The following is a 12433-nucleotide window of genomic DNA, read 5'->3' as shown; positions in this document are numbered from 1 at the left end:
TTGGTGTTGGGGAGCGCTTCCAGTCGATCTGTTTCTGCGTGATAAATCACCAACTCATCTTTGGCGACATCAACACCCACGATCGGCTTTGCGACAGAAACCGGCATTGCCATTGAAAATCCTCCGGGCTAAGGTTTGAACACTTGAAGGGTTCACCCAGAGGCGCAGGCTTGTTCCTATCGTCGGTCTAGGCCAGATGCATTCTTTATCGGCGCTTGGGTGAAAGGAGGAGGGGTGAAATCTCCCACGGTCTGTACTGCGGCTAACAGTCAGAATCGAGCTTTGTCCCTCCTCCCCCCTTCAAGTCCTACCATACAAGCGAGCTTGCTCGCGAAAGCGTCGGCACATTCAACATTTTTGCTGGTGGTCACACCTCTTTCGCGAGCAAGCTCGCTCCCACAGGGGGAACACGCAAAGCCAGGCAAAAAAAAGGGGAGCACATGCCCCCCCGAGGTTAAAGCGTTGTATCGAGGCTGTTAACTCAGCCTTCGATCTCGATCAGGATCTCGCCCGGGTTGACCCGGTCGCCCTTGGCCACATGAATGGCGGTGACCTTGCCGGCGATGGCCGCCTGCACTTCGGTTTCCATCTTCATGGCTTCGGTGATCAGCACCGCTTGGCCGGCCTTCACCACGTCGCCCTCCTTGACCAGGACATCGACGATGTTGCCCGGCATGGTGGTGCTGACATGGCCCGGCGCGGTGGCTTGCTTGCGCTTGCTGCTGCCGCCGCTGACAAACTCATTGAGCGGTTCGAACACGACCTCTTCCGGCATGCCATCGATGGACAGGTAGAAATGACGCTTGCCTTCGGCCTTGACGCCCACACCGGTGATGTCGACGCGGTAGGTTTCCCCGTGAACGTCGATGACGAACTCGGTCGGTACGCCTTCGCCGCCCGCGGAGCTGACGCTGCCTGCCTCGGGGATGGGCAGCAGCACTTCCGGGGTCAGGGTGCCGGCGTCGCGTTCTTCGAGGAACTTGCGACCGATGTCCGGGAACATGGCATAGGTCAGCACGTCCTCTTCGGACTTGGCCAGCGCACCGATTTCACCACGCAACTTGGTCATTTCCGGCTTGAGCAAATCGGCCGGACGCACGTCGATCACCTCTTCGCTGCCGATGGCCTGGCGACGCAGCTTTTCACTCACCGAACCCGGCGCCTTGCCGTAGCCGCCTTGCAGATAGAGCTTCACTTCGTTGGTGATGGTCTTGTAGCGCTCACCGGCCAACACGTTGAAGAACGCCTGGGTGCCGACGATCTGCGAGGTCGGGGTCACCAGCGGCGGGAAGCCGAGGTCTTCGCGCACACGCGGGATCTCCGCCAGCACTTCGTTCATCCGGTTCAGTGCGCCCTGCTCTTTCAACTGGTTGGCGAGGTTGGAGATCATCCCGCCCGGTACCTGGTTGACCTGGACGCGGGTGTCCACTGCGGTGAACTCGCTTTCGAACTGGTGGTACTTCTTGCGCACGGCGTAGAAGTACAGGCCGATTTCCTGCAACAGCTCCAGGTCCAGCCCCGTGTCGAATTCACTGCCTTTAAGGGCCGCGACCATGGATTCGGTGCCCGGATGGCTGGTGCCCCAGGCGAAGCTGGAGATCGCGGTGTCAATGTGATCGGCACCGTTTTCGATGGCCTTGAGCTGGCACATCGCGGCCAGGCCGGCGGTGTCGTGGGAGTGGATGAACACCGGCAACGATTGCTCGGCCTTCAACGCCTTCACCAGTTCGCCGGTGGCATACGGGGTCAGCAGGCCGGCCATGTCCTTGATCGCCACCGAGTCGCAACCCATGGATTCCATCTGCTTGGCCTGGGTCACGAACGCCTCGATGGTGTGCACCGGGCTGGTGGTGTAGGCGATGGTGCCCTGGGCATGCTTGCCGGCGGCCTTCACCGCTTCGATGGCGACCCGCAGGTTACGCACGTCGTTCATCGCATCGAAAATACGGAACACGTCGATGCCGTTGACGGCGGCCTTGGCCACGAACGCCTTGACCACATCATCGCTGTAATGGCGGTAGCCCAGCAGGTTCTGGCCGCGCAGGAGCATCTGCAAGCGCGTGTTGGGCAGCGCCGCGCGCAGTTGGCGCAGGCGCTCCCACGGGTCTTCCTTGAGGAAGCGCACGCAGGCGTCGAATGTCGCGCCGCCCCAGACTTCCAGCGACCAATAGCCGACTTTGTCGAGCTTGTCGCAGATCGGCAGCATGTCTTCGGTGCGCATGCGGGTGGCGAGCAGCGATTGGTGGGCGTCGCGCAGGATTGTGTCGGTAACAAAGATCTTCTTGGACATGGTCATACTTTCCTTACAGGCCTGCGTGGGCGGCAATGGCGGCGGCGATGGCCAGGGCCAGCTCTTCGGGTTTGCGCTTGATCGAGTAGTTGGTCAGTTCAGGGTGGCTTTCAACGAAGCTGGTATTGAACTGGCCGCTGCGGAATTCCGGATTGCGCAGGATCTCCTGGTAATACGCGGCAGTGGTCTTGACCCCCTGCAGGCGCATGTCATCCAGGGCTCGCAGGCCACGGTCCATCGCTTCTTCCCAGGTCAACGCCCAGACCACCAGTTTCAGGCACATCGAATCGTAGAACGGCGGAATGGTGTAGCCGGTGTAGATCGCCGTGTCGGTGCGCACACCCGGGCCGCCCGGGGCGTAGTAGCGGGTGATCTTGCCGAAGCTGGGCAGGAAGTTGTTTTTCGGGTCCTCGGCGTTGATCCGGAACTGCAACGCGAAACCCCGGTGCAGGATGTCCTCCTGCTTGACCGACAGTGGCAGCCCGGAAGCGATGCGGATCTGTTCGCGAACGATGTCGATACCGGTGATTTCTTCGGTGATGGTGTGTTCCACCTGCACCCGAGTGTTCATCTCCATGAAGTACACCTCGCCTTCGGCGAGCAGGAACTCCACGGTACCGGCATTCTCGTAGCCCACGGCCTTGGCCGCGCGCACCGACAGGTCGCCGATGTAGGCGCGCTGCTCGGGCGTCAACTGCGGGCTCGGGGCGATTTCGATCAGCTTCTGGTTGCGGCGCTGGATCGAGCAATCACGCTCGAACAGGTGCACCACGTTGCCGAAACTGTCCCCCAGGATCTGCGCTTCGATGTGCTTGGGGTTGACGATGCATTTTTCCAGGAACACTTCCGCCGAACCGAATGCCTTGGTGGCTTCGGAGATGACCCGGGGAAAGGCCTGTTCGAGTTCTTCACGGCTGTTGCAGCGACGGATACCGCGACCGCCGCCGCCAGACGTGGCCTTGAGCATCACCGGGTAACCGATCCGATCACCTTCGGTCAGCGCTTCTTCAATGCCCGATACGTTGCCTTCGGTGCCTGGCGTGACCGGCACACCAGCCTTGATCATGCTGCGGCGCGCTTCGGTCTTGTCGCCCATGCGGCGAATGACTTCCGCCGACGGGCCAATGAATTTGATGCCGCGTTCAGCGCAGATGTCCGCCAGCTCGGCGTTTTCCGAAAGGAAACCGTAACCGGGGTGCAAGGCATCGCAGCCGGTTTCCACCGCCAGGTTCACCAGTTTGCGCGGGTTGAGGTAGCCGGCCAGCGGATCGGCGCCGATGCTGTGGGCCTCATCCGCACGCTTGACATGCAACGCATGACGGTCCGCGTCGGAGTAGACCGCGACCGAGCGAATGCCCATCTCGGCGCAAGCGCGCACGATGCGGACGGCAATCTCACCGCGGTTGGCGATCAGGATCTTTGTTATCAATTGGAGGTTCCCTTGAGCCGGTGATACCACGGCCTGAGGTCCAGGCCGACGCGTGACCAGATGTAACAATTGGTCGCAGCTCCACACTAGTCCTGGCTGTGGATTAACAAAAATGAATAATTATTGGGTCATGCATAAGCAAAGACTTATAGTTGCGTTAACCGCCCGCCCCCAGAGTGCTTAGAAAATGCGTAAGTCATTGATGCGTATGACATTGCGTCAATTGCAGATTTTCAACGAGGTGTGCGACCTGAGATCATACAGCCGTGCAGCCGACGAAATGTCTCTCACACAACCGGCCGTTAGCCTACAGATTCGATCCCTGGAAGAGCTGATTGGCCAGCCGCTGTTCGAGTATGTCGGCAAGAAACTCTACATGACCGAAGCCGCCGAAGCCCTGCAACGTGCCAGCCGAGACATCTTCGGGCGCCTGGAAAACCTCGATATGCAGCTCTCGGACATGCAGGGGTCGCTGCAAGGCCAATTGAAGCTGGCGGTGGAGTCCAGCGCCAAGTACTTCGTCCCGCACCTGTTCGCCGCGTTCAAGCGCCAGCATCCGGAGGTCAATCTGAACCTCACGGTGGTCAATCGCGGCCAAGTCATCCGACGCCTCTCGGACAACCGTGACGACCTGGTGATCATGTCCATGGTGCCCCAGGACATGGGCCTGGAGTTCCTGCCCTTCCTCAACAATCCGATCGTCGCCGTGGCGCCGCCCGATCATCCGCTGTGCCACCTGGGTCCGCTGCGCTTGCAGGACCTGGAGCCCTACACGCTGCTGTTGCGCGAGCCAGGGTCCGGCACGCGACTGGCCTGCGAGGAATACTTCAAGGAGAAACGGGTGCATTTCACCCAGACGCTGGAAGTGGCGTCGGCGGAAGCCCAGCGCGAATGCGTGGTGGCCGGGCTGGGCGTGGCGCTGTTGACGCGCCACGCCGTGAGCCGGGAGTTGTCGTCCGGCGCACTCATCGAGTTGCCGGTGGAGGAATTACCGCTGTATCGCAGTTGGTGCCTGGTGCAGGCCAGGGCCAAGCGCCTGTCACCGGTGGCCCACGCCTTCCTGGCGTTCGTGCGCGGCGAGCGCGCTCAGATCATTGGCCTGGTTGAGCGTTTCGACGGGAAGCCGCCGACGATGCCTGCCAGTAGTTGAATTCTGCCGCGTCAGGAAATTCGCTGATCTCGGCCAGGAGCTGGCGCTGCTCATAGCGGTCTTCGATGGCACGACGGAACGCCATGCGGCGCTGATCTTCCTGCTGACGACGGGTTTTGACGGCGCTGCGTTCTTCGTAGGACTGGGTCATGTCGAGACTCCCAAGACGTATACGGGAGTTTCACGATGAAGGCGCGCGATGACCGTTTGGCGGCGCGGGGGTTACAGAACGATGAATTCGGGCGATTGGATCTTTTGGAGGGTAAGCCTGTGGCGAGGGGATTTATCCCCTCGCCACAAGAGCGCTTGCCCTACTGACTTGGGACTTAGTCGTCCAGCGCCTTCACCGACTTGGGCGACAGCCGCAGGCTGCGAAGGCTGCGCTTCACGCTCTTGAGGTGGTTGACCAGGCTCGGACCACGGGCCATGGCGACGCCCATTGCCAAGACGTCGATCACCACCAGGTGAGCGATGCGCGAGGTCAACGGCGTGTAGATCTCGGTGTCTTCATGCACGTCGATGGCCAGGTTCACCGTGGACAGCTCCGCCAGTGGCGTCTGGCTCGGGCACAAGGTGATCAGCGAGGCACCGCTTTCACGCACCAGGTTCGCGGTGATCAGCAAGTCCTTGGAACGCCCCGACTGGGAAATGCAGATCGCCACATCGGTGGGTTTCAACGTCACCGCCGACATGGCCTGCATGTGCGGGTCGGAATAGGCTGCCGCCGTCAGCAGCAACCGGAAGAACTTGTGCTGGGCATCGGCCGCCACCGCGCCCGAAGCGCCGAAGCCATAGAACTCGACACGCTGGGCCTGGGACATGGCCGTGACAGCTTTCTGCAACGCCACCGGGTCAAGCTTCTCGCGAACCTCCATCAGCGTATGCAGGGTGGTGTCGAAGATTTTCAGACTGTAGTCCGCCACCGAGTCATCTTCATGGATCGCAAACTGACCGAAGCTCGCCCCAGCGGCCAGGCTTTGCGCCAGCTTGAGTTTCAGGTCCTGGAAGCCCGAGCAACCGATGGCCCGGCAGAAGCGCACGATGGTCGGTTCGCTGATGCCGACGCTGTGGGCAAGATCGGCCATGGAGCTATGCATCACGGCCGCGGGATCAAGCAGTACGTGATCGGCGACTTTCAGCTCCGACTTGCGCAGCAAGTGGCGTGACTGGGCGATGTGTTGCAACAGGTTCAAGGGGCTGGACTCTTGTTATGGGCAAATGCCGGGATGTAGCAAGCTTGTAGTTATACTACAAGAATTGGCGCTTTGCCCGTCCAAAACGTAACTGGATTGCCGCGCTGCCCCTTTGTTTTGGCCGAGGATCGCCAGATGTAGCAGCCTGTGCCTTGGCGCAAACCCTCTGCGTTGCCGATCCACGAGTTCCCAGACGTGACCTGAGCCCTGGCTGGGAAAAACCGCCTATTCAATCACTGACTACTGACTACTTCCCCAACAACATATTCCAGCGTCATCGATAACATGACCAACGAAGAACCTGACAACTCACTCAGCAACTAACGTCTTCTTACAATACCCCTCTCAATTTTCCAGACACTATCAAGTCAAAGTCGATATATTGGCTCCCGCAGGACGCAATCAACTTAACTACAGGAGTTACTACCATGAACATCACAACCAAAGATTGGACCGCACAAATCGATCGCATGCCAGGTGCCGCGTCGTTCCGTACCTTCGGCACTGTAACCGTACCCCACACCGGCATTACCCCGAAGCTGGTACGAAGCCCGATGCAGGACAAGTCCTTTGATCTGCGACTGGAGTTGCAACTTGAATCTTCCAATGAAGTTTCACTGCCGGTCATTACCGACAAAGTCGTCGAATACAAAGTACCCGGCGAATCTCATGTCACCGGCGTGAGCATTTTTTTCGAAGGGCAGTTGCTGCATCACATCGATGAAGTACTCGTGACCAACTAAGCACATGTTGAAAACTTCCCGTCAGACACTAAAAAGCGTCTGGCGGGAAGTTCCATGTCGAGGATCGGGTTCATTCAGTCAAGTGTTGCATCCGCAACAACCCGGCCAGCCCGTCAGCTTCCACTGGCCGACTGATCAGATACCCCTGCACCTCATCGCAACGCTCGTTCCTGAGGAAATCGAGCTGCTCCTGCCGCTCGACGCCCTCGGCCACTACCTTGAGCGACAGCCCATGGGCCATTGCAATGATTGCCCGGGTAATGGCGGTATCCACGCTGCCCTCGCCCAGCCCGCGAATGAATGCCTGATCGATCTTCACGTAGTCCACCGGGATACGCTTGAGGTAGCTCAGGGATGAGTAGCCGGTGCCAAAATCGTCGATCGCCAGCTTGACCCCGAGGTCACGCAATTGCTGGAACGTGGCGATGATGTGTTCAACGCTGTCGAGCAACTGACTCTCAGTCAACTCCAGCTCCAGGTACTGGGGCGCCAGACCGGTTTCTTCCAGCACTTGTCGCACCAGGCTGACCAGCTTGCCCTGGCGCAATTGATGCACCGACAGATTGACCGACACCCTGATCGGCTCTAGCCCCTGGCGCTGCCACTCGCACGCCTGCCAACAGGCCTGGCGCAACACGAACTCGCCAATCGGCCCGATCAACCCGGTCTCTTCGGCCAGGCCGATGAAATCCCCCGGCGGAACCCGCCCCATGGCCGGATGATCCCAGCGCACCAGCGCCTCGGCGGCGTTCAGGCGACCGGTCGCCAGGCACAGTTTCGGCTGATAAAAGACCTTCAGTTGTTGCTCTTCCAAAGCCTTGCGCAGCTGGTTTTCCAGTTGCAGACGCTCCAGCGTGCTGGCCTGGAGGCTCTCGGTGTAGAACTGGAAGTTGTTGCCCCCCAAATGCTTGGCGTGCTGCATGGCCATGTTCGCCTGGCTGACCAGCGTGGCAATTTCCCGCGTGTTGTCAGGCAACAGGCTGATGCCGATGGAAGCACTGAGCACCAGTTCATGGCCCTCGATGGTCAGCGGCACCCGCAGCTTGGCGGCCAATCGAGTCGCCACCCGCGCCAGGCTTGAAAGGTTGCCGTAGGCATCGAACAACACCGCAAACTCATCACCGGACAACCGGGCGATGGTATCCGCCTCGGGCAGCGCATTGATCAGGCGCCGCGCCATTCTCTGCAACAACTGGTCGGCGATGTCATGGCCGAGGCTGTCGTTGAGCAGTTTGAAACGGTCCAGGTTGATATGCAGCAACGCCAGGCTGCGCCGTCCACCCTGGCGCACCCGCTGATGCGCTTCGTTCAGGCGTTCGCGAAACAGCGAACGATTCGCCAAGCCAGTCAATTCGTCGTAATGGGTCAGGTAGCGCATCCGTTCTTCGGATTCGCGCCGTGCCGAAAGATCCGCGAAGAAGCCCACGATATGGCTGACATTCCCCCGCACATCGCGCACGACGTTCAGTTGCAGCCACTGCGGATACAGCTCGCCGTTGGCCCGTGCCTCCACCAACTCCCCCTGCCAGGTGCCGTGCTGCTTGAGCGATTGGCGAATGACGGAGTAGTGCCGGCGCGCATCGCGGCTGCACGGCAGGTCGACCACGTTGCGCCCGAGCATGTCCTGGATATTGAAACCGGTGACCCGCGTGAACGCCTGGTTGGCGGCGAGCAACAGGTAGCTGGGGTCGAAAATCACAATACCTTCGCTGGCGGCCTCGAACACCGTGGCCGCCAGCTGGCGTTGCTGCTCGAGTTCCTTGCTGACGCTGATGTCGCGCCGGGTGCCGACCATGCGCAGCACCCGTCCGCTCGCGCTGCGCTCCACGGCCCGGCCACGGTCTTCGATCCAGACCCAGTGACCGTCGCCGTGACGCACACGGTATTCGATCTGGTAATCCTCGCTGCGACCCTTGAGGTGTTCGACCAGGGCCCGCTTGAGCGCCGGCACGTCCTGGGGGTGCAGGCGCGGGGTGAGGTGGCTGAGCATCGCCGTGACGTATTCGGGCTCCAGGCCGAACAGCTCCTTGAGCTGGGTGTGATGGACTTCGTCAGTCTGCAGGTTCCAATCCCACAACCCCAGCTCACTGGCCTTGAGGGCCAGGGCCAGGCGCGCCTCGCTCTTGCTCAGGGCCTGGCTGGCGACCTCCAGTTCAAGGCTGCGTTGCGCGACCCGCGCCTCCAGGCCAACCTGGGCCGCCCGCAGTTTCTCCTCGGCCGAGCGACGTTGCTCGACCTCCCGGGCCAGCGCCTCGTTGAGCGACGCACTGCGGGTTTGGGTTTGCTGCAGATGCTCGATCAGGGCCTGGTTCTGGAAGCGTCGCAACATGCCACTCTGGATCAAGCGATTGACTTGCCAGGCCACCACGATCAGGGAAACCAGCACAATCAGCCCCAGCCAGCCCCACCCACGTTGCTGCTCGTCGCCGCCCCAGAAGAGATAACCAATGGCCGGTAACAGGCAGGGCAAGGTGAAGGACAGGAATGCTGGAAGGCTCACGGCATAGGCCACACTGGCCGACAGCGCCGCCGCGCCGATCAGGCCGAACACCCAGGCCTGCTGCTGGAAGCTGTCGGCCGGGACCAGCGCGATGCCGGCCCCGGCCAGCGTCAGGCCGGTCATCGCCGAGCCCAGCAAAAACATGCGCAACCAGATCGGGTGCGCCTGGCGGCTTGGCATCGCCGAATCGAAAGCCGCCACTTGGATCACCCGCAGCGCCACCAGCGACAACAACCAGACGAGCCAGACGCTCACCAGGAAATAGCGCCGCGGCTCCCATAACAGCGCGGCGCAGACCAGACCATTGAGCAGCATGAACAGCGTAGGCAGCAGTGAGCCTTGATACAACAGACGTGTGCGCTCGACCGCCATCTCCGTGGCGTACTGCTTGCAGATGATCCGCGGTTCCACACAGGGGCCCGCCGGATCGGAATTGAGGGTCATTGGCACTATTCTTGTTCTTATTCAGTGAAACGTGGAGAACCCGAAACGAGCACCGAGCATACACAAGCCATGGGCCTTCCCACACTGTCCCAACTCATAAAAACAAGGAAAAAAGTCGCTATTTCATTGGGTGGCGCCGCTCCCGGGCGAGTCCCGCCAACGCCTGTAGCCTGTGACCCGCCGGTCATCACCCAGTGCTCTTTTATCGGCTGATGCAAAGCTCGGTTTGCCCGGGGTGGCGCCGCACCCTAGAATGCCCCGATGCGCGATGATCTCTCCCTTCTGCTGAACTCCCTCAACGATGCCCAACGTCAGGCCGTAGCTGCCTCCGTGGGTCGTCAGTTGGTCCTGGCCGGTGCCGGCTCCGGTAAAACCCGAGTGCTGGTGCACCGTATCGCCTGGTTGATCCAGGTCGAGAACGCCTCGCCCCATTCGATCCTGTCGGTGACGTTCACCAACAAGGCCGCGGCCGAGATGCGCCATCGCATCGAACAACTGATGGGCATCAACCCCGCCGGCATGTGGGTCGGCACCTTCCACGGCCTGGCGCACCGCTTGTTGCGGGCGCATTGGCAGGAAGCCGGGCTGAGCCAGACCTTCCAGATCCTGGACAGCGACGACCAGCAGCGGCTGGTCAAGCGCGTGATCCGCGAGCTGGGCCTGGACGAACAGCGTTGGCCGGCCCGCCAAGCCCAATGGTTCATCAACGGCCAGAAAGACGAAGGCCTGCGCCCGCAACACATCCAGGCCAGCGGCGACTTGTTCCTGGCGACGATGCGCAGCATCTACGAAGCCTACGAGGCGGCGTGCCAGCGTGCCGGGGTGATCGATTTTTCCGAGCTGTTGCTACGGGCCCTGGACCTGTGGCGCGACCACCCAGGCCTGCTGGCCCACTATCAAAAGCGTTTCCGGCATGTACTGGTGGACGAATTCCAGGACACCAACGCCGTGCAATACGCCTGGTTGCGCTTGCTCGCCAAGGGCGGCGACAGCCTGATGGTGGTGGGTGACGACGATCAGTCGATCTATGGCTGGCGCGGTGCCAAGATCGAGAACATTCACCAGTACTCGGCGGACTTCCCTGACGCCGAAGTCATCCGCCTGGAACAGAACTACCGCTCGACCGCCGGCATCCTCAAGGCCGCCAACGCCCTGATCGCCAACAATACAGGGCGCCTGGGCAAGGAGCTGTGGACCGACGGCGGCGAAGGCGAGGCGATCAACCTCTACGCTGCCTTCAACGAACACGATGAAGCCCGCTACGTGGTGGAAACCATCGAGAGCGCGCTGAAAACCGGCCTGGCCCGTAGCGACATCGCCATCCTGTACCGTTCCAACGCCCAATCGCGGGTGCTGGAAGAAGCGTTGCTGCGCGAACGGATCCCCTACCGCATCTATGGCGGCCAGCGCTTCTTCGAGCGTGCTGAAATCAAGAACGCCATGGCCTACCTGCGCCTGATCGAAGGTCGTGGCAATGACGCGGCCCTGGAGCGAGTGATCAACGTGCCGACGCGAGGCATCGGCGAAAAAACCGTCGAAGCGATTCGCGATCACGCGCGCCACAGCCATGTGTCCATGTGGGAGGCCATGCGCCAACTGGTGGCCAACAAAGGCGTGACCGGTCGCGCCGCCGGCGCCCTGAAGGCCTTCATGGACCTGATCGAAGACCTGGCCGCCAAGTGCGGGGAAATGCCGCTGCACTTGATGACCCAGACCGTCATCGAGCAGTCCGGCCTGATCGCCTACCACGAAGCGGAAAAAGGCGAGAAAGGCCAGGCCCGGGTGGAAAACCTCGAGGAACTGGTCAGCGCCGCGCGCAACTTCGAGAACACCGAAGAAGACGAAGACCTGTCGCCGCTGTCGGCCTTCCTGGGTCACGCCTCCCTGGAGGCCGGCGACACCCAGGCCGACGAACATGAAGACAGCATCCAACTGATGACCCTGCACAGTGCCAAGGGTCTGGAATTCCCTTACGTGTTCCTCGTGGGCATGGAAGAAGGCCTGTTCCCCCACAAGATGAGCCTGGAAGAACCGGGACGCCTGGAGGAGGAACGGCGCCTGGCCTACGTTGGTATCACCCGGGCCATGCAGAATCTGGTGCTGACCTACGCCGAAACCCGACGCTTGTATGGCAGCGAGACCTACAACAAGGTGTCGCGTTTCGTACGTGAAGTGCCGAAGGGCCTGATCCAGGAAGTGCGGCTGTCCAACAGTGTCAGCCGACCATTCGGTGGCGGCCAACAACAAAGCACCAGCAGCCTGTTCGGCGGCAGCGACATCCCGGAAACCGGCTTCAGCCTCGGCCAGACCGTGCGGCACTCGGTGTTCGGCGACGGCGTCATCCTCAACTTCGAAGGCGCCGGCGCCCAGGCCCGGGTGCAGGTGAATTTCAGCGAAGGCAGCAAGTGGCTGATGCTGGGGTATGCCAAGCTGGAAGCGATCTAAAGATTTATGTAGGCCCCTGTGGGAGCGAGCTTGCTCGCGATAGCGGTCGATCAGTCATTATTGATGCTGACTGACACACCGCTATCGCGAGCAAGCTCGCTCCCACAGTTGTTCAGGGAAACATTTCCGATAGAACTTGTTCCTCTTTCCTACAGCCCAAAGCGAACAGGCCCTCTTGCATAGCTGAAGCTGAACCTAACCTGTCACGCAAAAGCCCGAAACACTCTGCCGCTAGCCAG

Annotated in this window: 8 protein-coding genes and 1 pseudogene; 3 read left to right on the top strand and 6 right to left on the bottom strand. The window is 60.9% G+C overall.

Annotation, left to right across the window (positions count from 1 at the left end; all coding sequences use genetic code 11):
* The 3 genes and pseudogenes from BM321_RS30875 to BM321_RS12055 all read right to left on the bottom strand — a co-directional run.
* Nucleotides 1-113 (bottom strand): annotated as a pseudogene (locus BM321_RS30875) (IS110 family transposase); the annotation flags it as partial.
* 368 nt (nucleotides 114-481) lie between these two features.
* Nucleotides 482-2290 (bottom strand): sodium-extruding oxaloacetate decarboxylase subunit alpha, encoded by a 1809-nt coding sequence (oadA, locus tag BM321_RS12060; RefSeq protein WP_092442672.1) that lies wholly within the window; start codon nucleotides 2288-2290, stop codon nucleotides 482-484.
* Between the two features lie 13 nt (nucleotides 2291-2303).
* The gene (locus BM321_RS12055; RefSeq protein WP_025216234.1) at nucleotides 2304-3719 is read right to left on the bottom strand and encodes an acetyl-CoA carboxylase biotin carboxylase subunit; all 1416 of its coding nucleotides are present in this window, start codon (nucleotides 3717-3719) and stop codon (nucleotides 2304-2306) included.
* Between the two features lie 187 nt (nucleotides 3720-3906).
* Between BM321_RS12055 and BM321_RS12050 the strand changes: the two genes are divergently transcribed.
* Nucleotides 3907-4869, top strand: coding sequence for a LysR family transcriptional regulator (locus BM321_RS12050; protein WP_092442671.1), 963 nt, complete (start codon nucleotides 3907-3909; stop codon nucleotides 4867-4869).
* On the opposite strand, the gene BM321_RS12045 is transcribed toward BM321_RS12050, so the two are convergent.
* Together BM321_RS12045 and hexR are read right to left on the bottom strand one after the other, a co-directional pair.
* Nucleotides 4811-5020: a PA3496 family putative envelope integrity protein gene (locus tag BM321_RS12045; protein WP_092442670.1), complete on the bottom strand. Its 210-nt coding sequence runs from the start codon at nucleotides 5018-5020 to the stop codon at nucleotides 4811-4813. The two genes, BM321_RS12050 and BM321_RS12045, sit on opposite strands and share 59 nt — an antisense overlap.
* Before the next feature lie 175 nt (nucleotides 5021-5195).
* Nucleotides 5196-6062: a transcriptional regulator HexR gene (gene hexR / locus BM321_RS12040; RefSeq protein WP_003187110.1), complete on the bottom strand. Its 867-nt coding sequence runs from the start codon at nucleotides 6060-6062 to the stop codon at nucleotides 5196-5198.
* 428 nt (nucleotides 6063-6490) lie between these two features.
* On the opposite strand from hexR, the gene BM321_RS12035 reads away from it, so the two are divergent.
* Entirely contained in the window at nucleotides 6491-6805 is a 315-nt protein-coding gene (locus tag BM321_RS12035) for a hypothetical protein (RefSeq protein WP_092442669.1), read from the top strand.
* A gap of 70 nt (nucleotides 6806-6875) precedes the next feature.
* On the opposite strand, the gene BM321_RS12030 is transcribed toward BM321_RS12035, so the two are convergent.
* Nucleotides 6876-9749, bottom strand: a complete 2874-nt coding sequence (locus BM321_RS12030; RefSeq protein WP_092442668.1) for a putative bifunctional diguanylate cyclase/phosphodiesterase — start codon at nucleotides 9747-9749, stop codon at nucleotides 6876-6878.
* 261 nt (nucleotides 9750-10010) lie between these two features.
* Here BM321_RS12030 and uvrD point away from each other — a divergent pair, with 261 nt between their 5' ends.
* On the top strand, nucleotides 10011-12194 hold the full coding sequence (gene uvrD, locus BM321_RS12025; RefSeq protein WP_092442667.1) for a DNA helicase II: 2184 nt from the start codon (nucleotides 10011-10013) through the stop codon (nucleotides 12192-12194).
* The last annotated feature ends 239 nt before the right edge of the window (nucleotides 12195-12433 follow it).

The sequence above is a fragment of the Pseudomonas sp. NFIX10 genome, from assembly GCF_900111955.1.
GTDB lineage: Bacteria > Pseudomonadota > Gammaproteobacteria > Pseudomonadales > Pseudomonadaceae > Aquipseudomonas > Aquipseudomonas fluorescens_AA.
The sequence above is the reverse complement of the archived record's forward strand: the minus strand, read 5'-3'. Positions and strand labels throughout refer to the sequence as shown.